Raw genomic sequence first — 20048 nt, forward strand, 5'->3', positions numbered from 1 at the left:
GGCGCTCAAGACGAAACCGACCGTTCAACGAAGAAGGGAACATTGATGACTGTCGAGCAGCAGACGCCCGGCGCCAGCGCCGCGGACGCGGGACAACGGGCCACCCGCCCGTTCACGGGTGAGGAGTACATCGAGTCCATCCGGGACGGCCGCGAGGTGTTCATCTACGGCGACAAGGTCACCGACGTCACCACGCACCCCGCCTTCCGCAACTCCGTGCGGATGACCGCGCGGCTGTACGACGCGCTGCACGACCCGGACAAGCAGGACGTGCTGACGGTGCCGACGGACACAGGCAGCTCCGGCTTCACCCACCCGTTCTTCCGCACCCCGCGGTCCAGTGCCGACCTCTACGCCGACCGCAACGCCATCGCCGAGTGGGCGCGGATGACCTACGGCTGGATGGGCCGCAGCCCCGACTACAAGGCGTCCTTCCTCGGCACCCTCGGCGCCAACGGCAACTTCTACGAGCCGTTCGCGGACAACGCCCGCCGCTGGTACACCGAGTCGCAGGAGAAGGTCCTGTACTGGAACCACGCGATCATCAACCCGCCGGTGGACCGCGACCGCAACCCCGACGAGGTCAAGGACGTCTTCATCCACGTCGAGGAGGAGCGTGACGACGGCCTGATCGTCTCGGGCGCCAAGGTGGTGGCCACCGGCTCGGCGATCACGCACTACAACTTCATCGCGCACTACGGCCTGCCGATCAAGAAGCGCGAGTTCGCCCTCGTGTGCACGGTGCCGATGGGCGCGCCGGGCATGAAGCTGATCTGCCGGCACTCGTACTCGAACTCCTCCGACGTGATGTCGTCGCCGTTCGACTACCCGCTCTCGTCGCGGTTCGACGAGAACGACACGATCTTCGTGCTCGACCGCGTGAAGATCCCGTGGGAGAACGTGTTCATCTACGGCGACGCCGACAAGGCCTCGACGTTCTTCCCCGGCTCCGGCTTCCTGCACCGCTTCACCTTCCACGGCGTGACCCGCCTGGCCGTGAAGCTGGACTTCCTCGCCGGTCTGCTCATGAAGGGCGTGGAAGCCACCGGCACCAAGGACTTCCGTGGCATCCAGACCCGTGTCGGCGAGGTCATCGGCTGGCGCAACATGTTCTGGGCGCTCTCCGACGCGATGGCCGCCAAACCGGACGAGTGGGTCGACGGTGCCGTGCTGCCGCACCTTGACTACGGGCTCGCCTACCGCTGGTTCATGACGGTCGGCTACCCGCGGATCCGGGAGATCATCATGCAGGACCTCGGCTCCGGGCTGATCTACCTGCCGTCCCACGCCGCCGACTTCAAGTCGCCGGAGATCCGCCCGTACCTGGACAAGTACGTGCGCGGCTCCAACGGCATGGACGCCGTGGAGCGGGTGAAGCTCATGAAGCTGATCTGGGACTCCATCGGCAGCGAGTTCGGCGGCAGGCACGAGCTCTACGAGCGCAACTACTCCGGAAACCACGAGGGCGTGCGCGCCGAGATGCTGTTCAACGCGCAGCAGTCCGGCACCGCCGACGCCATGAAGGGCTTCGCCGAGCAGTGCATGGCCGAGTACGACCTGGACGGCTGGACCACGCCTGACCTCATCAACCCCACCGACGTGAGCCTGCGGAAGTAGAGCCATGACCACGACCGAACAATCACCGACCGCCCACGACTCCGGCACGTCGGCGACCCAGGCGTTCCGCGCGATCAGGCAACAGTCGCGGCCGGGCGAGGTGTCGCCGGAGCGGATCAGCGCGGTGGTGGGCCGCGTCCTGGCCGGAATCCACGACGCGATCCGCGAGGAGAAGGTCACCTACGACGAGTTCCAGGCCGCCAAGGCGTGGCTGATCGAGGTCGGCGAGGGTGGCGAGTGGCCGCTGTTCCTGGACGTGTTCGTCGAGCACGTCGTGGAGGAGGTCGCCGCCGAGAACCAGCAGGGCACCAAGGGCAGCATCCTCGGCCCGTACTACCTGCCGGACCAGCAGCGGCTGCCGTCCGTGGCCGCACTGCCCACGCGGCCCGACGAGCAGGGCACTCGGCTGGTGTTCGCGGGCCAGGTCCGCGACACCGACGGCAACCCCGTCGCCGGGGCCGAGCTCGACATCTGGCACGCCGACGCCGAGGGCTACTACTCGGGATTCGCGCCGCACCTGCCGGATGGTCTGCTGCGCGGCGTGGTCGTCGCCGACGAACAGGGGCGGTTCGAGATCAGCACGGTGCAGCCGGCTCCGTACCAGATCCCGACCGACGGCCCGACCGGCAAGCTCATCGAGTCGGCGGGCTGGCACCCGTGGCGCCCGGCGCACCTGCACCTCATCGTGCGGGCGCCCGGGTACCGCAGCATCACCACCCAGCTGTACTTCGAGGGCGGCGAGTGGCTCGACAGCGACGTCGCGCAGGCGACCAAGCCCGAGCTCGTCCTGTCCCCGCAGCCGCTGGGTGACGGGCGGGTGCGCTCCGAGTACGACTTCGTGCTCGAACGCACCCGGTAACCGAGAAGGGGACCCGACGGTGCACGACACCCTCATCGACCACGTCGAGACCCGCGGGCTCGACCGGCCTGCTCGCGCCGGGACGACGGTGCAGCCGATGCCGTTCATCCGCACGGCGGGTGGCATGACCGGCCTCGATGAGGGTGTCGTGCGGCCGGGCGTCGAGCTCGATGCCCGCGCGGCCTTCACCAGGAGCAGCCCATGACCGCACCGACGACGACGAGAACCCGGCAGCTCTGGCACGGCCTGGCGGACGTGCCCGCCGAGCTCGGGCCGCGCGTGGTGACCCTCGGCGTGTTCGACGGGGTGCACCGCGGGCACGCCCAGCTGATCGGACGTGCCCTGGACACCGGGCGTGAACTCGGGTTGCCTACCGTGCTGGTGACCTTCGATCCGCACCCCGCGCGTGTCGTGGGGCTGCCGCGGGACACCGCCGCGCTCAGCACCATCGAGCGCCGGGCCGAGCTGGCGTGGGACCACGGCGTGGACCAGGTGTGCGTGCTGCCGTTCACGAAGACGTTCGCGCGGCTCGAGCCCGCCGAGTTCGTCACCGAGGTCCTCGTGGAACGACTGCGGGCCGCCGCTGTGGTGGTCGGCGAGAACTTCACCTTCGGCCACCGGGGCGCCGGCACGGTCGACACCTTGCGGTGGCTCGGCGATCGGCACGGCTTCCGCGTCCTCGGGGTGGAGCTCGTGCGGGGAGCCGACGGTGCGTTCTCGTCCACCTACATCCGCGGCTGCCTCCGGCGGGGAGATCTCGAGGGTGCCCGGAGAGCGCTCGGCCGCCCGCATCACCTCGACGGTTACCTCACGGCGGGCGGCGAGCTCGTCGTCCCGGAGCACACAGCGCTGCCCGCACCCGGCCGGTACGCCGGGCGCCTGGCGAGCCGGTGCACCGAGCACACCGTGGACACCGTGGACACCGTGGACACCGTGGACGTCGAGGTCACCCCGGACGGTCGGCTCGTCCTGCACCTGTCCCGGCCCCAGCCGGGCCCGGCAGGGCTGGACCTGCTCGCCACTCGCTGAGCCGGGCGGTCAGCGCGCGGGCCACCCCGGCGCGCGGGGGATGCGCGGACCGATCACCGCACCGGCCACGGACAGCGCGGTGCCCGCCACCAGCAGCCACGGGCCCGCGTCGAGCTCGTCGAGGTGCTCACCGTTGTCGGTGAGGATGAAGAGGCTCACGACGTGATAGAGCAGGCAGAGGCCGGTGAGGACGGAGATCAGGATGCGCGTCGGCCCGGTCCGGCCCTCCTGCAGGCTCTTTCTCGTCACGCCGCCGCGTTTCCGGATGCTCTCGCGCGAGCGGATGGCGCCGAGCGACCATGTCGCCGGGGCGACCGCCGCCACTCCGAGTGCGATGAAGACGCCCTGGGTCACGTAGAGCTCGATCCACCGGTCGTTGCCGTCGAGACCGGTGGCGGAGGCGGCGGCCGCCCGGATCGAGTCGTTGAGCTCGCTGAAGCTCACGTCGGATACCCACGGCAGCGCGAACAGGCCGAGGACGGCCAGCACCACACCCAGCAGAGCGGGAATGGCGCCCCAGCCGGGCAGCGTCAGCGGTGGCTCCTGACCGGGCGGCTGGTGCTGCAGGTAGGGCCGCGACGGGTAGGGCTGCTGCGGATGGGCAGGGTGTGGCGCCGGCTGCTGGTGCGGGTACGCCTGCTGCGGGTGGCCGTGCGGCCATGGTGCCTGTTGCCGCTGGGGCCACTGCTGTCCCTGCTGTCCCTGCTGCCACTGCTTTCCTGGACCGGGCTGCTGCGGATAACCGGGACCGGGACCTCCATAGGTCATGACTGCGGAGCTTAGCCGCGGGCCACGTCGGCCGTGCCCGGTTACGGGCACCGCTGCCCGAACCGAGTGGCCGGCACGCCCCGAGCACCTCGTCTCGGTGGGTGTATCGCCTCAAACTCTCCCCCAAATGGGTGAGACTCACGGTGGCGCGTCACCGCTCGCGCGGCCTGCCCTCCTATCTTGTGCGCGCCCTGCTCCCCCCGGGGCGCCGCGGCGCCGGCCCCTGGACCCCCAGCGGGGGCCGGCGCCATCCCCTCCATCCCGTGGCCGGTTCGTGCCACGACCCGTGTTCGCGTGATCTCCCCACGTAGCGTCGGCCGGGTCAGCACAGGGAAAGGATGGGGTCGCGATGCGCATTCGCCCGGCCGCCATGTTCGCCGTCGGTCTGCTTCTCGTCGCGGGGTGTTCGACCGGGGGCCAGGCCGAACCCGCCCGGCCGGAGGCGCCGCCACCGACCAGGGCGCTCGTCACCTGGTCGGAGACCGTGTGCTCGAACCTGAGTACCGTCGACAGCCTTCGCGAGAAGCACGCATCCACGTACTACGCCATGCAGGTCGCATCCGATGTGGACACCGTCCTGGCGTCCTTGCGCGACCTCGAGCCCTCGCGAGTCAAGCCGGCCGACGACTACGTCACCACGCTGACGCGCCGGCTCGAGCGGCTCCGGGAGCAGCTGCCGCAGGACGGCACGGCACCGCCGCCGGATCCGCGCCGCGTCACCGAGCTGATCGAGGGCCTCGGCAAGCAGCAGCCCGAACTCGCCAGGCTCGCCGCGCGGACGCGCTCGCTGGCGCCGTCGTACCACCTCGCTCCGAGCTGCAACCCGCTGAAGCCGCGGCCCGAGCTGTCGACGGCCGCCACCCGCCCGCTGGTGCGCTGGGCCGACACCATGTGCGAGGTGCTCACCTCGGTCCGCACGGTGCCGGAACCGGGCGACGAGCTGCTGAAGCACCCGAGCTTCGCACGGTTCGAGAGCATGGAGTTGTCGTCCTATCTCACGTCCGTGCCGTCGCAGGTGCGGTCCCTCGGGCAACCGCTGACGGAGCTGCCCCGGACCGGGATCGCCGAGGCGGACGCCTACCGGTCGGCACTGCGCACGGCCATCGACGCGGCAGCGGCTCGGCTGCCCGAGGACTCCGCCACGATGGCCTTCGACCTCTACGACCTGCCGATCGAGCAGCTGCGGGCGCGAGCGCGCGAGATGGCCGGCGTCGTCACGGCGATCAGGCCGCCGGGGCCGGACCTGTCCGCACTTGCCCGGAAGCACCCGGCACTCGCCGCCTCCTACGACCTCGCGCCGACGTGCGAACCGGCCGATGTCACACCGTCCCGGGCCGAAACCCTGCCGCAGGCCCGCAACGGCACCGATGTCGCCGCGTGCCGGGGCGGCACCTGCCAGATCGAGGTGTCGGCGCCGGTGGACGTCACCGTGCGCGGCACCGTCTTCACGATCGCCGTGAGCGACGGGACCGTGTGGATTGCCGGCGGCAGCGGCCTGATCCGGCTCAGCGGTGCGGGTACCGCGCAGTTCGGTACGGGTGGGGTGAGGGTGACCTTCTCGGTGGCGGAGATGACCGACACCGCCGCGGTGCTGGACGTCTCGGCGAAGTGAGCGCACCCGGCAGGCGGGCCCGGCGGTTCACCGCGAGGCGACCGCACGGGCCCGCTTCCGGAACAGCGCCCGGCCCGCCGGAGCGAGCAGCGCCACCGCCACGACGCACCACAGCACGATCGTGATCGGACCGGACAGCAGAATCGACGGGTCTCCTTCGGACAGCGTCAGGGCGCGCCGAAGTTGCTGCTCGGCCAGCGGACCGAGGATCAGCCCGACGATCGCCGGCGCGACGGGTATCGCGGCCTCACGCATGAGCAGGCCGAGCAACCCGAGAGCGCACAGAACAACGAGGTCGACCGTCGTCCCGCCCGCCGCGTAGGTGCCCAGTGTCGCGAAGACCAGCACGCCCGCGTAAATGCCGTACGACGGGATGGTGAGCAGCTTCGCCCACATCCGGACCAGCGGCAGGTTCAGCACGAGCAGCATCACGTTGCCGACATAGAGGCTCGCGATGAGTGTCCACACGAGTGGTCCGGATTCGGTGAACAGCTGGGGCCCCGGTTGCAGGCCGTACGACTGGAACGCGGTCAGGATGACGGCGGCGGTGGCTGAGGTGGGCAGCCCGATGGTGAGCAGCGGTACCAGAACGCCCGCCGCGGCGGCGTTGTTGGCCGATTCCGGTCCGGCGACGCCTTCGATCGCACCCTTGCCGAACTCCTCCGGGTGCTTGGTGAGCTTCTTCTCCACGCTGTAGCTGAGGAAGGTCGGCACCTCGGCGCCGCCCGCGGGCAGACTCCCGATCGGGAAGCCCAGCGCAGTACCGCGCAGCCAGGCGGGCCACGACCGGCGAAAGTCCGATCTGGACAGAATCGCTCGTTCGCGCAGTGGCTGGACGGTGCTGTGCCCGGTACCGGCGAGCAGGTGCTGGAACGCCTCGCTCAGCGCGAAGAGCGCCACGACGACAATGACGACGTCGATGCCGTCGAGCAGTGAGTCGATGCCGAACACCATGCGCGGCTGGCCACTCTGCGAGTCGATGCCGACGAGCCCGAGGGTCAACCCCACCAACAGGCTCGCGGCGCCCTTGAGCAGGCTCCGGCCGAGCAGCGCGCTCACCGTCACGAACGCCAGCGCCATCAGCGCGACGTACTCCGGCGGGCCGAAGCCGGTCGCGAAGTCCGACAACACCGGCGCGAGGAACGTCAGAGCGACCGTGCCGATCGTGCCTGCCACGAAGCTGCCGAGGGCTGCCGTCGCGAGCGCCGCGGCCGCCCGGCCCGCCCGCGCCATCTTGTTGCCCTCCAGCGCGGAGATCATGGACGCGCTCTCGCCGGGGGTATTGAGCAGGATCGACGTCGTGGAGCCGCCGTACATGCCGCCGTAGTAGATGCCCGCGAACAGGATGAGCGCACTCGCGGGGTCGAGCCGGAACGTGATGGGCAACAGCAGCGCGACCGTGAGCGCCGGTCCGATGCCGGGCAGCACGCCGACGGCCGTGCCGATGGTGACGCCCACCAGAGCCCACAGCAGGTGGCCGGGTGTGAGCGCGGCGGCGAATCCGTCGAGCAGGAGTCCGATCTGGTCCATTCAGAACCCCCAGGGCCCGGTCGGCAACGTCAGGCCGATGAGCCGGTCGAAGACGAGGAAGACGATCCCGGCCAATGCCCAGCCGTAGGCGATCGCCTGTGTGACGCGCGGCGCGCCGAGCAGGACAGCCGTGACCGTGAACAAGGCCGCGGAGCAGAGCACGTAGCCGAGCACGGGCAGCAGCAGCGCGAACGCCACGAGCACACCCACCATGGCGCCGAGCCGCAGGGTTCCGTGCGGAGGCCGCTCCGCGCCCGGCCGGGTCTCGCGAAGCTCCGAGCGGGCCCGCACGAGCAGTCCGGCCCCGACGACACCCAGTAGGACACCGACCGGCAGCGGCACGGCGGCCGGCCCCACGACGCCGGACGTGTCGGGCAGCCGGACCGCGTCCACGATCACCAGCACGGCTCCCACCAGCATCAGCCCGCCGAAGAGAGCGGACGCGCGGGCCGTTCTGCGGTCGGTGCCGCTTTCCTCGGTGCCGGTGTCCGCCACCGGCTTGACGTCGGTCATGCTGATCACCCCAGTCCGATCTCGTCGAGCACCTGGGACACCCGTTGCTGTTCGGAGCGCACGAATCGCTCGAACTCCGGGCCGGCGAGTGTCGCGTCACCCCAACCCCGGCGCGCGAGCGCGTCCCGCCACGCCTGGGTCCGCGTCATGTCGAGCAGCAGGCGCTCCAAGGCACGTTCGTGCTCGTCGCTGATGCCGTGGGGGGCGACGACACCGCGCCAGTTCTGCAGTTCGACGTCGAGCCCGCCTTCCCGCAACGTGGGTACGCCGGGCAGAGCCGGCAGCCGTTCCGGGCTGGACACCGCGAGCGCGCGCACGGTGCCCGCCTCGATCTGCGGCTGGATCTCGGACACTCCCGAGATCCCGATCGTCGCGCGTCCGGACAGCAACGTGGTGAGCGCTTCTCCGCCGCCCGAGTGCGCGACGTAGCTGACGTCGGCGGGGTTCGCACCGACGGCCTTGGCGAGCAGCCCGGCGAGGATCTGCTCGACTCCGCCCGCGGACCCGCCCGCGATCGACACCGACGGCAGGTCCTCGCGCATCGCGGCGGCCAGGTCGCCCGTGTCGCGCAGCGGCGAGCTGGTGGGCACGACGATCGCCTGATAGTCGGTGGTGAGCCGCACCAGTGGCGTCGTGTCGGCGAGCGAGTATTCGGCGCCGTTGGCCTTGACGGCACCGACCATGATCAACCCGGTGGTGAGCAGCTGCGTCGGGTCGCCCTCGAACCGCACGAACTGGCTGAGTCCGATCGTGCCGCCGGCTCCCGCGACGTTGTAGACCTCGGTGCGCCCGACCAGTTCGCGGAGCGCGCCCTGCATCTCCCGGGACGTCTGGTCCCAGCCGCCGCCGGGCGCAGCGGGCGCCATGATCCGCAGCTGTTGGCCGCCCAGCACGTCCTGCACGGTCGCCCCGGCGTGGGATTCTCCGGCCGGCGCGGTCGCCACGACGGCTCCGGTGACCAGCATGGCCACCGCCCACGGGATCCAGCGCGTCATCCGCCGGGTGCGTGGTTGCCTGCCCTCGGGCCCTGGTGGAGAGCCTCGTTGCTCCATCGAACGTCCTTCGGTCGTTGACTCGACGCTTCTGGATACGTCTGTATACAGTGGTGTTCAACTGTTGACAAGCCTTGGAGGTTCGATGACGCAGGCCGTATCCGGGTCCGGACTCGGTACCGAGCACGTCGATGTGGTCGTCGTCGGCGGCGGCAACGCCGGCTTCAGCGCGGCGCACGCCGCGGCCGAGCGCGGACGGCGCGTTCTGCTGCTGGAGAAGGGAAGTCGGGGCCAGGAGGGTGGCAACAGCTACTACACCGCCGGCGCGGTGCGCGTGGCTCACGACGGCCTGGCCTCTGTCGCCGATCTGCTCGATCCTGACGAGCGGCACGCCATCAGCGACCTGCCCCCGTACCCGCCCGAGCAGTTCCGCGCCGACATGGCCAAGGTGACCTCGGGCCGCAATGATCCCGAGCTCACCGAGGTCCTCGTCTCCGAGAGTCAGGACACCCTGCGCTGGCTGCACTCCAAGGGCCTGCGTTACCGGCTGATGTACGAGCGCCAGGCCTACCCCGACTCGCGGGGACGCCAGGTGTTCTGGGGCGGACTCGCCATCGGCAGCACCGGCGGTGGCAAGGGCCTGATGGAGCAGCACACCGAGGCCGCGCGGCGGGAGGGCGTCGAGATTCGCTACGGCGTGCGGGCGCGCGATCTGCTGCGGGAGGGCGGTCGCATCGTCGGACTCACCTGGACCGCCGAGAACGGCGAGAGCGGGACCGTGCGTGCCGAGTCGGTGGTGCTCGCGGCCGGTGGCTTCGAGGCGAATCCCGAGCTGCGGGAGCGGCATCTCGGTGCCGGCTGGCAGCGCGCGAAGGTGCGCGGCACACCCCTCAACACCGGGGACATGCTCTCCGCCGCCATCGCCGCGGGCGCGGACACCTACGGCGACTGGTCCACCTGCCACAGTGTCGCCTGGGACGCGTGGGCGGCGGACAACGAGAGCAACCGCGAGCTGACCAACCAGCTCACCCGCGGCGGCTATCCGCTCGGCATCGTGGTGAACAAGCGCGGCGAGCGGTTCGTCGACGAGGGCGCCGACTTCCGCAACTACACCTACGCCCAGTACGGGGCGCGCATCCTGGCTCAGCCGGACGGACTCGCGTTCCAGCTCTTCGACGCGCAGACCCGGCCGATGCTGCGCACGGAGGAGTACGACATGCCCGGCGTGTCCGTCGTGACGGCCGACACGCTCGACGAGCTCGCGGCGGGCATCGGGGTCGATGCCGATGCGCTCGCGCGCACCGTTGCCGAGTTCAACAAGTCGATCGACACCGACGTGCCACTCGACATCGCCGTGAAGGACGGCAGGGCCGCGCATGTCGACCCGCCCAAGTCCAACTGGGCGATTCCGCTCGAGAAGGCGCCCTTCTACGCGTTCCCGGTGACGTGTGGCATCACGTTCACGTTCGGTGGCCTGCGTGCCGACCCGCACGGCCGGGTGCTGGACGGCTCCGGTGAGCCGATCCCGGGGCTCTACGTCTGTGGAGAGATGCTCGGCGGGTTGTTCAGCGGCAACTACCCCGGCGGCACCGGCCTCACCTCTGGCGCGGTGTTCGGACGCCGGGCTGGGACACTGGCGTAGCAGAACACCGACCGAGACCAGGAGCGGAACCCGGCGATGGCAGGCAGCGGCACAGGGCGAACCGACGCGCAAACCGTGTACGCACAGTTGCGCGCGGAGATCCTCTCCGGCGCCGTCTCGCCGGGTGACCCGCTACGGGAGATCGCGCTCGCGAACCGGTTCGGTGTCTCCCGCACACCGGTGCGGGAGGCGCTGCGGCGACTGGAACAGGACCGGCTCCTCGTCGCGGGTACCCGCGGCATGGAGGTGCGCAGCATCGATCCCGAGGAGGTCGTGCAGGTCTACGACATGCGCGTGCTCCTCGAGGCCGAGGCGGCCGGGCAAGCTGCCTCGGCCCGGCGCACCACCGACCTGCTGCGGCTGGAGGGCCTGCTCGCCCGCGACCGCGATTTGACCGACCCCGACGACGCCACGCGCATGCGCACCAACCTCGAGTTCCACGCCGCCCTCTGGCGGGCGACGCACAACCCGGTGCTCATCGACCTGCTCGAACGGCTCACCGGGCACCTTGTTCACGCGCCCCGCTCCACGCTCTCGGTCGGCGACCGGTGGCGGGAGGCGCTCGACGAGCACGAGGCCCTGCTGAGCGCGGTCCGGGACAAGGACGAGGCCCGCGCCAGGGCGATCGCGGCCGACCACATGAACACGGCCCGCGCGATCCGGCTGAAACTGTTGCGCGAGGCGGCAACCCAGTCCTGACGGGCGTGCCGTGCGTGCCGGCGAGGCGTGTTGCGCGTTCCGGTTGCCGTGTCTGCGGTTCGGGTAGCCGTGTCGCCCGTTCCCGTTGCCGTGTCGGCCGTTGCTCAGCTCCCGGCCGGCAACAACTCCGCCAGCAGGGCTCGGACGCGGCGGCCGATCTCGTCGCGGATCGGGCGCACGTCGTCGACGGATTTGCCGGCGGGGTCGTCGAGTTCCCAGTCGAGGTAGCGCTTGCCGGGGAAGACGGGGCAGGCGTCGCCGCAGCCCATGGTGATGACGACGTCGGCGGCCTGGACGGCTTCGGTGGTGAGCGGTTTCGGGAACTCCCGCGACAGGTCCAGCCCGATCTCGCGCATCACCTGCACCACCGCGGGGTTGACGGTGTCGGCGGGCGCCGAGCCTGCCGAGCGGACCATGACCCGACCCTCGGCGTAGTGGTCGAGCAGGGCGGCGGCCATCTGGGACCGCCCCGCGTTGTGCACGCAGACGAAGAGCACTTCCGGCTTTCCGGGCATCGAGACTCCTAACTGGTCGGTGCCGGGGTGAACCGTCGGCGCAGGGCGAGCGAGACGTAGACGAGGCCGACCAGCACGGGCACCTCGATGAGCGGGCCGACGACGCCGGCCAGTGCCTGGCCACTGGCCGCGCCGAAGGTGGCGATCGCGACCGCGATGGCCAGCTCGAAGTTGTTGCCCGCCGCGGTGAACGCCAGCGTGGTTGTTCGTTCGTAGCTCAGTCCGATCGCCTTGCCGAGGGCATACGAGCCCGCCCACATCAGCGCGAAGTAGGCGAGCAGCGGCAACGCGATCCGCACGACATCGAGTGGCCGACTGGTGATCTGGTTTCCCTGCAGCGCGAACAGGATGACGATGGTGAACAGCAGCCCGTAGAGCGCGACCGGGCCGACGCGGGGCAGGAAGCGTGATTCGTACCAGTCGCGGCCTTTCCGGCGTTCGCCGATCCGGCGGGACAAGTAGCCGGCAACCAGCGGGATGCCGAGGAAGATCAGCACGTTCTTGACGATCTGCCACGCGGAGACGTCGAGTGTCGTCGTGTCGAGGCCGAGCCGGCCGGGGAGCACGTCGAGGTAGAACCAGCCGAGCACGCCGAACATGACGACCTGGAACACCGAGTTGAGGGCGACCAGCACGGCGGCGGCGTCGCGGTCGCCGCAGGCGAGGTCGTTCCAGATGACGACCATGGCGATGCAGCGGGCCAGCCCGACGATGATGAGTCCGGTGCGGTACTCCGGGAGGTCGGGCAGCGTCAGCCAGGCGAGGGCGAACATGAGTGCCGGACCGATCAGCCAATTGAGCACCAGGGACGGCAGCAGCAGCCGCCGGTCGCGGGTGACGGTGTCGAGCCGGTCGTAGCGGACCTTCGCCAGCACCGGATACATCATCACCAGCAGGCCGAGCGCGATGGGCAACGAGATCCCGTCGACGGCCACGGCGTTGAGCGCGCCCTCGAGCCCGGGAATCCACCGGCCCGCGAGCAGGCCGATCACCATGGCGGCGCCGATCCACAGTGGCAGAAAACGATCCAGTGTGGACAGCCGGGCGCCCACGGGTGCGGAGGTCGTGGTCACACGCTCACCACCGGCGTCTCGGCGGGTTCGAGGACCGCGGACAGCCGTGCCAACGTGGCGGAGCGGACCCGGTAGTAGATCCAGGTGCCGCGCCGCTCGCCGGTGACCAGGCCGGATTCGCGCAGCACCTTGAGGTGGTGCGAGATCGTCGGCCCGGTCAGGTCGAACGCCCCGGTCAGATCACACACGCACGCCTCGCCGCCCTCGTGTGACGCGATCAGCGACAGCAGCCGCAGCCGCACGGGATCGCCGATGGCCTTGAACGCGCGCGCCAGCTCCGTGGCCTGCTCGGCGGGCAACGGCTCTCGCGCGAGCGGCGAGCAGCACCCCTCGGGCTCCAGAGGCAAGTTCGACATGGCTCTATTTAAACACAGCTCTATCTTGACGAGCATCGAAACAAGGAGCAGGCTCTTCCCCATCGACGAATCTCGATGAAGGGAGCTTCGATGTCCGACTCATCGGCTCGGCTGCGGGAGCAGGTCCGGGACCGCTACGCGAGCGCCGCCCTCGCCGTGACCGGTGGCGCCTCGGCGTCCTGCTGCGGCGACGACCTGACCGGCGGCCTCTACACCGGCACCGACCGCGCCGACCTGCCCGAGGAAGCCGTGCTGGCCAGCCTTGGTTGTGGAAACCCGCTCATGGTCGCCGATCTGCACCCGGGCGAGGTCGTGCTCGACCTCGGCTCGGGCGGCGGCATCGACGTGCTGCTGTCGGCCAAGCGGGTGGGTCCCACCGGCAAGGTGTACGGGCTCGACATGACCGAGGAGATGCTCGCGCTGGCCATCGCGAACGCGCGCCGGGCCGGTGCGGGCAACGTCGAGTTCCTCAAGGGTCACATCGAGGCGATCCCGCTGCCCGCGAACACCATCGACGTCATCATCTCCAACTGCGTGGTCAACCTGTCCACCGACAAACCCGCCGTGTTCGCCGAGGCGCACCGGGTGCTCACGCCGGGCGGCCGGCTCGGCATCAGCGACGTGGTGGCCGAGGACCGGCTCGGCCCGGCCGACCGCGCCGAGCGCGGCGACTACGTCGGCTGCATCGCCGGTGCCCTGTCCTTCACCGAGTACCGCGACCAGCTGACCGCGGCGGGTTTCACCGACGTGGTGATCACTGCCACCCATCAGGTCGCCGACGGTATGCACTCGGCGGTCGTCCGCGCGACGAAACCCCGGTAGCGGTGGGAAAAGACCCCAGCTGAAGGGCGGTTACCGGTGTGTGCCGCGCGGGCCGATGTGCTCGCCCCGCGCGGTGTTCACCGCGTCCCAGTGGCCGGGTTCGGGGCCGCAACCAGTACTCTTGGAGTCTGGTGAGCCGGGAAGTCTGGTCGGCAGGGACAGCAGCACGCCGACTTCCTGGAGTTATCGATGAAACGATCCTCGGCCACCGGCTTCACCTTGTTCGGACGCGGCTCGTGGCCGGAAGCCCGCCGGATCGGCGACATCCTCCGCAAGGAGACCATCGGTGGTGCGCTGCTAATCGTCGCCGCCGTGGTGGCGCTCGTATGGGCGAACTCTCCCTGGTCCGGGGCCTACGAGACGCTGAGCTCGTGGACGTTCGGGCCCGAGGCCCTGCACCTCGACCTCACGGTCGCCGAGTGGGCCGCCGACGGTCTGCTGGCCATCTTCTTCTTCGTCGCCGGGCTGGAGCTCAAACGCGAGTTCGTCGCGGGCGACCTGCGTGAGCCACGCCGGGCGATCGTGCCCGTGCTGGCCGCCGTCGGCGGCGTGGTGCTGCCCGCCCTGATCTACCTGGCCTTCAATATCGGCGGCCAGGCGCACGGCTGGGCCGTGCCGACCGCCACCGACATCGCGTTCGCTCTGGCCGTGCTCGCCGTGGCCGGGCGGTTCCTGCCCACCGCGCTGAGGACGTTCCTGCTGACGCTGGCGGTGGTCGACGACCTGATCGCCATCGTCATCATCGCGCTCTTCTACACCGACCATCTCGAGCTCGTGCCGCTCCTGCTGGCCCTGGTGCCGCTGGCGATCTACACCGTCCTGGTGCAACGCCGGGTGCGGTCGTGGTGGCTGCTGCTGCCCCTGGCGGTGGCGACCTGGGCGCTGGTGCACGCCTCGGGCGTTCACGCCACGATCGCCGGTGTGCTGCTCGGCCTGGCGGTGCCGGTGCTGCGGAGCGAGTCGGCGGGCGGCCCCGACGCCGGTCCCGGTCTGGCGGAGCACTTCGAGCACCGGTTCCGGCCGATCTCCGCGGGCGTGGCGGTGCCGATCTTCGCGCTCATGGCGGCAGGCGTGCCGATCGGCGGCGTGTCCGGCCTGTACACGGCGTGGAGCGAGCCGGTCGCCATCGGGGTCATCCTCGGGCTGGTCGTGGGCAAGCCGCTGGGCATCCTCGGCGCGGTCTGGGTCATGAGCAAGCTGACGGGCGGCCACCTGGCCAAGGGGCTGGCGTGGATCGACGCGTTCGGCGTCGCCCTACTCGGCGGCATCGGCTTCACGGTCAGCCTGCTCATCGGGGAGCTCGCGTTCGGCGGCGGGACCGAGGCCGCCGACCACGTGCGCATCGCGATCCTCTCCGGTTCGGTGCTCGCGGCCCTGCTCGGCACACTCGTGCTGCGCGCCCGCAACCGCGTCTACCGGCGGCTCTACGAGATCGAGCAGCTCGACGAGGACCGCTCCGGCGTGCCGGACGTCTACGAGCGCCCGGACGACGAGTGAGGCGAAACCGCGCGCCCGGTGGCCCTGCCACGAGGTCGATCTACCGCTCGCCTGCCGGCCGCGAGGTGATCGCCGACTGGTGCACCGGCAGGCTGGCCGCGTGGCCGGTGGAACATGAGCGGCGGACGGTCACCGTGCTCGACGCGGCCACGCATGTGGTGACGGCCGGCAGCGGTGACCGCCTCGTGGTGGTGGTACCCGGCACCAACTTCAGCGCGGCGACGTGCTTGCCGTTGGCCGGCGCGCTCGCCGAGCGGTTCCGCGTCGCGGTGGCCGACCTGCCCGGTCAGCCGGGCCTCAGCACCGGGGCGCGCCCCGGCACGCGCGACCACCTCGCCTGGTACGGCCGGTGGCTCACCGCGTTGATCGACACCATCGCGGACGGACCGGTGACGCTCCTCGGCCATTCGCTCGGCGCGGCCGTCGCGATGTCTTCGGACTCGCCGGCGGTCGACCGGCAGGTCCTGCTGTCGCCGGGCGGGCTGACCCGGCTGCGCCTGACGTCCGGGGTCGTGCTCGCGTCGACGGCCTGGGTGCTGGGACGGCGCCCGGCGGCCAGCGCCCGGATGCTCCGGACCATGCACGCCCCGGGCCGCGAGCCGCGCGCCGACCTCGTGGAGTGGATGACGCTGATCGCCCGGCATGTCCGGTCCAGCGCCGACCCGGGCGGTGCCGATGTCGCCGCGTCGCCGGTGGAGCGTGTCGTCGCGGTCGGCGAGCACGACGTGTTCCTGCCCGTGCGGCAGCTCGCCGCGCGGGTGCGGCGGCAACTCGGCACCGAGCTGCGAGTCGTGCCTTCGGCCGGCCACCTGCTGATCGAGGAGCACCCCCACGAGCTCGCCGCTATGGTGGCCGGGACGGGGTGAGCCACCACCGGAGGAGCGGCGATGACCGAGAGCCCGGCGCGGTGGAAGCGGTACTGGGACAAGCATTCCGGCGACTACGACCGGCAGATGGCCTTCTGGGACCGCAAGCTCTTCGGTGACTCGCGCGAGTGGGCGTGCTCGCGCGCGGTCGGTGACGTACTCGAGGTCGCCGTCGGCACCGGCCTCAACCTGCCGCTGTATCCGGAGACTGTGCGCGTCACCGGCATCGACCTGAGCGACGGCATGCTCGACGTCGCCCGCACGCGCGCCACGGAGCTCGGCCGCGACGTGACCCTCCGGCAGGCCGACGCCCACGCCCTGCCCTTCGCCGCCGCGTCGTTCGACACGGTGGTCTGCACCTTCGGGCTCTGCGCCATCCCGGACCTCGACGGCGCGGTCGGCGAGATGGTGCGCGTGCTTCGGCCGGGCGGCCGGGTGATCCTCGTCGACCATGTCGCCAGTTCGTCCCGCGCCGTCCGGCTGTTGCAACGGGTCGCCGAACTCGGCAGTGTCCCGCTCGCCGGGGAGCACTTCCTGCGCAGGCCGTTCGACCAGGTCACCGCACGCGGACTGGACGTGCGGGAGCGGGAGCGGTTCAAGCTCGGGCTCGTGGAGCGCCTCGTCGCGCGCAAACCCGCCTGAGTGCCGCCGGTGCCGGCCACGGGGCGCGGCCGACGGCGACCGGCCACCCGGCTCCCTCTCACATCGCGTCGAGCAGCGGTACGAGGTGTTCCTCCTCGTGGTCGAGGTGGCGTTCGAGCTCGGTGGTGAGCTGATCGACCCGGGCGCGGGTGGCGTCGGTCGTGCCCTCCCCGAGGACCTCCCGCAGCTGCGCCACGAGCTCGGCGATCCGCTCGTGCTCTTCCCGCAGCCGCGCCAGTGTCGGCGCGAGTTCGGGATACCGGTCGCCGAGTGCGACGAACAGGCCGATGTCCTCGCCGGTGTGATGGTTGTGCAGGCCCTGGCAGACGGTCAGGCAGTTGACGCGCAGCTGGGCGCCGAGCGCCGGACCGGTCCCCGCGATTTCCTTGCGGATGAGGGCGAGCTCGCGGCGGAACCCGTCGTGCACGCGCACGAGGATCTCGCCCCAGGTGCCGCCGCTCGGCGGCCCGTCGGTCACCGGGGTGAGCGCGACGACCGGGATCGTGCGCGTGGTCGCGGCCTGGTAGTCACCCCACCCCGGGTCGGCCTCGACGGCGCGGGCGAAGACCTCGTCGCGTTCGGGCCCGTCCAGCACCGTGGCATCGGCGTCGTAGGTGAAAGCGCCGTCCTCCACGGTCACGCGCGGGTTCGCGACGAGGTTGTGGAACCAGTCCGGGTGCTTCGGCGATCCGGCCGCCGAGGCGATGACGAGGATGCGCTGCCCGCCGTCGGGCAGGTAGGCCAGCGGTGTGGTGTGCCGGATGCCGGTGCGGGCACCGGTGGTGGTGAGCAGGATCAGCCGGGCGTCCGCGAACGGGCCGCCGACACGCCCGCCGTTGGCGCGGAATTCGTCGATGATGTGCTGATTGAAGTCGTTTGCCAAGTCACTGCTTTCCGGGTCGATGTGAAGTGGAGAAAGGAGGGAAAGAAAAGGAACGCACGCGCGAAAGGTCCGCGGAGATCGCGGACGCTGTGCGGAAAGCGGCGGGCCTCGCGCCCGCCAGGGGCTCACGCGGAGGCCGGGAACCTCACTCGTGAATGGCCCATGGCCGACCCGGCAGTCACGGTGGAGACGGTAGCCGGACATGGTGCCGGGGCGCAACGCCGAATCGGCGTCGCCGGTTTCGCGGGCGGGGGAAGTGGGTAGGCGAACCGCCGTGATCGGTCGAACCAGTCTGCGGGCACAGCTGTTCATCGCGCAGCTCACGCTGACGCGAGCGAAGAAGACCTACGCCGACGTCGACGAACTGCACAAGACCATCGAGCAGCGCGAAGGCCCCGAGTCGGCCGGGCCGCCGGCGAAACTGTGGCGCACGCTGTCGGTGACGTGCCGGGAGATCAGCGGACGCCCGTGCTACACGCTGCGGCCGAAGGCGCCCACGAGCAGCAAGCACGTGCTGTATCTCCACGGCGGCGCCTACGTGCACCAGATCCAGCGCGACCACTGGAGGTTCTTCGAGCGGCTCATCGAGCGCACCGGCTGCACGGTCAGCGTGCCGATCTACCCTCTGGCGCCCGACCACAAGTCCGACCAGACCGTGCGCATGGTCAAGGACGCCTACAACGAGCTGCTCGGCGAGGCCGACCCGGGCGACCGGATTCTCATGGGCGACTCGGCGGGCGGCGCGCTGGCGCTCGTGGTGTCGGAGGCGCTGGAGGAGGCGAGGGCGCCGCAGCCCAAGGAGCTGGTGCTGATCTGCCCGTGGCTGGACCTCACCATGACCCATCCGGATCAGCCCGCGCTCGACCGTGTGGACCCGTATCTCGCGGTGGCGGGGCTGCGCGAGGCCGGCCGGCTGTACTCGGGCGACCTCGACAGCCGTGACCCGCTGGTGAGCCCGCTGTTCGGGCCGCTGTCGAACCTGCACCGCGTGAGTGTGTTCGTCGGCACGCGGGACGTGCTGCTCGTCGACGCCCGCAGGCTGCGTGACCGGGCGGCCGACGAGGGCGTCGAGCTGGAGTACTACGAGTATCCCGGCATGTTCCACGCGTGGCTGCTCGCGGACCTGCCCGAGGCGCGCGACGCGCTCGAACGCATCGCCACCATCGTCAGCCGCGTGCGGTCCGGCCCGGCCCGCACGTGATCGGTGGGTGCTGGCGCGAGGCCGCGGGCCGAGATTAGGCTCGGTGGCGTGCTGACGGTGCTGCGGAACGACAAGTCCACTGTGGAATCCGGGTGGCCGGCATGACCGGACCCCGCGTGGCCCTCTTCGCCACCTGCCTCACCGACACGCTCCACCCGGACACCGGCAAAGCCATGGTGCGGCTGCTCGAGCGGCTCGGGTGTTCCGTCGACTTCCCCCTCGGCCAGACGTGCTGCGGCCAGATGCACTACAACACCGGCTACTACGAGCACGCGCGCCCGCTCGCGCGTTCCTATGCTTCGGTGTTCGACGGGTACGACTACGTGGTGGTGCCGTCCGGGTCGTGTGCCGGCATGGTGCGCGAGATCCATCCCGGGCTGTGCGGTGCGAGCCCGGCCGTCGAGCGCACGTACGAGCTGAGCGAGTTCATCGTCGACGTTCTCGGGGTCACCGACGTCGGTGCGTACTTCCCGCACCGCGTCACCTACCACCCGACATGCCACTCGCTGCGGATGCTGAAGGTCGGCGACAAGCCGCTGCGCCTGCTGCGGGCGGTGAAAGGGATCGAGCTCGTGGAGCTGCCGCAGGCCGAGCAGTGTTGCGGATTCGGCGGCACGTTCGCGTTGAAGAACGCCGAGACGTCCACGGCGATGCTGGCGGACAAGATGCGGTGCGTGCTGGATACCGGCGCGCAGGTGGTGACCGCCGGCGACAACTCGTGCCTGATGCACATCGGCGGCGGGCTGTCCCGGCTGCGCACCGGCGTGCGACCGGTACACCTGGCGGAGATCCTGGCGAGCACGGAAAAGGAGCCGGCATGACGGACAATGCTGTTCTCGCCTCGTCGTGTCGGCGACCGGGTGCGGGTGTCCCGCAAGACACTGAGGAGCCGGCATGACGGACAATGCTGTTCTCGCCTCGTCGTGCCGGCG

General features: G+C 70.7%; 21 protein-coding genes. 13 read left to right on the top strand and 8 right to left on the bottom strand.

The genetic code is table 11. The features are described from left to right. The first annotated feature begins 45 nt into the window (after nt 1–45). From ACFSZT_RS05895 to ACFSZT_RS05910, 4 genes are read left to right on the top strand one after another with little or no spacing between them, the layout of a single operon-like run. Nucleotides 46–1617 (top strand): 4-hydroxyphenylacetate 3-hydroxylase family protein, encoded by a 1572-nt coding sequence (locus ACFSZT_RS05895; RefSeq protein ID WP_377389665.1) that lies wholly within the window; start codon nt 46–48, stop codon nt 1615–1617. Between the two features lie 4 nt (nt 1618–1621). Continuing rightward, nucleotides 1622–2476, top strand: a complete 855-nt coding sequence (gene catA / locus ACFSZT_RS05900; RefSeq protein WP_377389663.1) for a catechol 1,2-dioxygenase — start codon at nt 1622–1624, stop codon at nt 2474–2476. 19 nt (nt 2477–2495) lie between these two features. Next, a complete protein-coding gene (locus ACFSZT_RS05905) occupies nt 2496–2681 on the top strand; it encodes a hypothetical protein (protein WP_377389661.1) in 186 nt (61 codons plus the stop codon). Beyond that, on the top strand, nt 2678–3505 hold the full coding sequence (locus ACFSZT_RS05910; RefSeq protein WP_377389659.1) for a cytidyltransferase: 828 nt from the start codon (nt 2678–2680) through the stop codon (nt 3503–3505). Before ACFSZT_RS05905 ends, ACFSZT_RS05910 begins: the two co-directional genes overlap by 4 nt. A 9-nt stretch (nt 3506–3514) precedes the next feature. On the opposite strand, the gene ACFSZT_RS05915 is transcribed toward ACFSZT_RS05910, so the two are convergent. Continuing rightward, a complete protein-coding gene (locus ACFSZT_RS05915; protein ID WP_377389657.1) occupies nt 3515–4273 on the bottom strand; it encodes a hypothetical protein in 759 nt (252 codons plus the stop codon). Between the two features lie 349 nt (nt 4274–4622). On the opposite strand from ACFSZT_RS05915, the gene ACFSZT_RS05920 reads away from it, so the two are divergent. Then, nucleotides 4623–5885 (top strand): hypothetical protein, encoded by a 1263-nt coding sequence (locus ACFSZT_RS05920; protein WP_377389655.1) that lies wholly within the window; start codon nt 4623–4625, stop codon nt 5883–5885. 27 nt (nt 5886–5912) lie between these two features. Here the strand turns inward: ACFSZT_RS05920 and ACFSZT_RS05925 are convergent, their stop codons facing one another. From ACFSZT_RS05925 to ACFSZT_RS05935, 3 genes are read right to left on the bottom strand one after another with little or no spacing between them, the layout of a single operon-like run. After that, a complete protein-coding gene (locus tag ACFSZT_RS05925; protein ID WP_377389653.1) occupies nt 5913–7415 on the bottom strand; it encodes a tripartite tricarboxylate transporter permease in 1503 nt (500 codons plus the stop codon). After that, the gene (locus tag ACFSZT_RS05930; RefSeq protein WP_377389651.1) at nt 7416–7928 is read right to left on the bottom strand and encodes a tripartite tricarboxylate transporter TctB family protein; all 513 of its coding nucleotides are present in this window, start codon (nt 7926–7928) and stop codon (nt 7416–7418) included. A gap of 5 nt (nt 7929–7933) precedes the next feature. Continuing rightward, the gene (locus ACFSZT_RS05935; protein ID WP_377389649.1) at nt 7934–8980 is read right to left on the bottom strand and encodes a Bug family tripartite tricarboxylate transporter substrate binding protein; all 1047 of its coding nucleotides are present in this window, start codon (nt 8978–8980) and stop codon (nt 7934–7936) included. An 85-nt stretch (nt 8981–9065) separates the two neighbouring features. Here ACFSZT_RS05935 and tcuA point away from each other — a divergent pair, with 85 nt between their 5' ends. Further along, nucleotides 9066–10562: an FAD-dependent tricarballylate dehydrogenase TcuA gene (gene tcuA / locus ACFSZT_RS05940; protein WP_377389647.1), complete on the top strand. Its 1497-nt coding sequence runs from the start codon at nt 9066–9068 to the stop codon at nt 10560–10562. A 75-nt stretch (nt 10563–10637) separates the two neighbouring features. After that, nucleotides 10638–11261, top strand: coding sequence for a GntR family transcriptional regulator (locus ACFSZT_RS05945; protein WP_377389645.1), 624 nt, complete (start codon nt 10638–10640; stop codon nt 11259–11261). 104 nt (nt 11262–11365) lie between these two features. Here the strand turns inward: ACFSZT_RS05945 and ACFSZT_RS05950 are convergent, their stop codons facing one another. Genes ACFSZT_RS05950 through ACFSZT_RS05960 form a run of 3 tightly spaced genes read right to left on the bottom strand, consistent with a single transcriptional unit; the run spans nt 11366 to nt 13205 of the window. After that, a complete protein-coding gene (locus ACFSZT_RS05950; RefSeq protein ID WP_377389643.1) occupies nt 11366–11776 on the bottom strand; it encodes an arsenate reductase ArsC in 411 nt (136 codons plus the stop codon). 8 nt (nt 11777–11784) lie between these two features. Continuing rightward, on the bottom strand, nt 11785–12849 hold the full coding sequence (gene arsB, locus ACFSZT_RS05955) for an ACR3 family arsenite efflux transporter (protein WP_377389641.1): 1065 nt from the start codon (nt 12847–12849) through the stop codon (nt 11785–11787). Then, on the bottom strand, nt 12846–13205 hold the full coding sequence (locus ACFSZT_RS05960) for an ArsR/SmtB family transcription factor (RefSeq protein ID WP_377389639.1): 360 nt from the start codon (nt 13203–13205) through the stop codon (nt 12846–12848). The genes arsB and ACFSZT_RS05960 overlap by 4 nt, the downstream gene beginning before the upstream one ends. A 90-nt stretch (nt 13206–13295) precedes the next feature. Between ACFSZT_RS05960 and arsM the strand changes: the two genes are divergently transcribed. From arsM to ACFSZT_RS05980, 4 genes are all read left to right on the top strand, one after another. Next, a complete protein-coding gene (gene arsM / locus ACFSZT_RS05965; RefSeq protein WP_377389637.1) occupies nt 13296–14027 on the top strand; it encodes an arsenite methyltransferase in 732 nt (243 codons plus the stop codon). A gap of 189 nt (nt 14028–14216) precedes the next feature. Beyond that, nucleotides 14217–15524, top strand: coding sequence for a Na+/H+ antiporter NhaA (gene nhaA, locus ACFSZT_RS05970; protein WP_377389636.1), 1308 nt, complete (start codon nt 14217–14219; stop codon nt 15522–15524). Next, nucleotides 15521–16390 carry an alpha/beta fold hydrolase gene (locus ACFSZT_RS05975; protein ID WP_377389634.1) on the top strand — a complete coding sequence of 290 codons (870 nt, stop codon included), beginning with the start codon at nt 15521–15523 and terminating at the stop codon, nt 16388–16390. The genes nhaA and ACFSZT_RS05975 overlap by 4 nt, the downstream gene beginning before the upstream one ends. Nucleotides 16391–16411: 21 nt before the next feature. Then, complete coding sequence (locus ACFSZT_RS05980) at nt 16412–17032, top strand: class I SAM-dependent methyltransferase (protein WP_377389632.1); 621 nt, start codon at nt 16412–16414, stop codon at nt 17030–17032. 58 nt (nt 17033–17090) lie between these two features. Here ACFSZT_RS05980 and ACFSZT_RS05985 read toward each other — a convergent pair whose 3' ends face one another. Beyond that, a complete protein-coding gene (locus ACFSZT_RS05985) occupies nt 17091–17915 on the bottom strand; it encodes a nitroreductase/quinone reductase family protein (protein WP_377389630.1) in 825 nt (274 codons plus the stop codon). A gap of 274 nt (nt 17916–18189) precedes the next feature. Here ACFSZT_RS05985 and ACFSZT_RS05990 point away from each other — a divergent pair, with 274 nt between their 5' ends. Together ACFSZT_RS05990 and ACFSZT_RS05995 are read left to right on the top strand one after the other, a co-directional pair. After that, complete coding sequence (locus tag ACFSZT_RS05990) at nt 18190–19116, top strand: alpha/beta hydrolase (RefSeq protein ID WP_377389628.1); 927 nt, start codon at nt 18190–18192, stop codon at nt 19114–19116. A 101-nt stretch (nt 19117–19217) separates the two neighbouring features. Next, complete coding sequence (locus tag ACFSZT_RS05995) at nt 19218–19937, top strand: (Fe-S)-binding protein (protein WP_377389626.1); 720 nt, start codon at nt 19218–19220, stop codon at nt 19935–19937. Nucleotides 19938–20048 lie beyond the last annotated feature (111 nt).

This window comes from Prauserella oleivorans (genome assembly GCF_042685745.1).
Classification (GTDB): domain Bacteria; phylum Actinomycetota; class Actinomycetes; order Mycobacteriales; family Pseudonocardiaceae; genus Prauserella_A; species Prauserella_A oleivorans.

Excerpts from the sequence above, each read along its gene's own strand:
- tcuA (WP_377389647.1), top strand. The coding sequence starts at position 9,066 with ATGACGCAGGCCGTATCCGGGTCCGGACTCGGTACCGAGCACGTCGAT.
- ACFSZT_RS05925 (WP_377389653.1), bottom strand. The coding sequence starts at position 7,415 with ATGGACCAGATCGGACTCCTGCTCGACGGATTCGCCGCCGCGCTCACA.
- ACFSZT_RS05895 (WP_377389665.1), top strand. The coding sequence starts at position 46 with ATGACTGTCGAGCAGCAGACGCCCGGCGCCAGCGCCGCGGACGCGGGA.
- ACFSZT_RS05915 (WP_377389657.1), bottom strand. The coding sequence starts at position 4,273 with ATGACCTATGGAGGTCCCGGTCCCGGTTATCCGCAGCAGCCCGGTCCA.
- ACFSZT_RS05960 (WP_377389639.1), bottom strand. The coding sequence starts at position 13,205 with ATGTCGAACTTGCCTCTGGAGCCCGAGGGGTGCTGCTCGCCGCTCGCG.
- catA (WP_377389663.1), top strand. The coding sequence starts at position 1,622 with ATGACCACGACCGAACAATCACCGACCGCCCACGACTCCGGCACGTCG.
- ACFSZT_RS05910 (WP_377389659.1), top strand. The coding sequence starts at position 2,678 with ATGACCGCACCGACGACGACGAGAACCCGGCAGCTCTGGCACGGCCTG.
- ACFSZT_RS05980 (WP_377389632.1), top strand. The coding sequence starts at position 16,412 with ATGACCGAGAGCCCGGCGCGGTGGAAGCGGTACTGGGACAAGCATTCC.
- arsM (WP_377389637.1), top strand. The coding sequence starts at position 13,296 with ATGTCCGACTCATCGGCTCGGCTGCGGGAGCAGGTCCGGGACCGCTAC.
- ACFSZT_RS05930 (WP_377389651.1), bottom strand. The coding sequence starts at position 7,928 with ATGACCGACGTCAAGCCGGTGGCGGACACCGGCACCGAGGAAAGCGGC.
- ACFSZT_RS05920 (WP_377389655.1), top strand. The coding sequence starts at position 4,623 with ATGCGCATTCGCCCGGCCGCCATGTTCGCCGTCGGTCTGCTTCTCGTC.
- ACFSZT_RS05995 (WP_377389626.1), top strand. The coding sequence starts at position 19,218 with ATGACCGGACCCCGCGTGGCCCTCTTCGCCACCTGCCTCACCGACACG.
- ACFSZT_RS05950 (WP_377389643.1), bottom strand. The coding sequence starts at position 11,776 with ATGCCCGGAAAGCCGGAAGTGCTCTTCGTCTGCGTGCACAACGCGGGG.
- ACFSZT_RS05935 (WP_377389649.1), bottom strand. The coding sequence starts at position 8,980 with ATGGAGCAACGAGGCTCTCCACCAGGGCCCGAGGGCAGGCAACCACGC.
- nhaA (WP_377389636.1), top strand. The coding sequence starts at position 14,217 with ATGAAACGATCCTCGGCCACCGGCTTCACCTTGTTCGGACGCGGCTCG.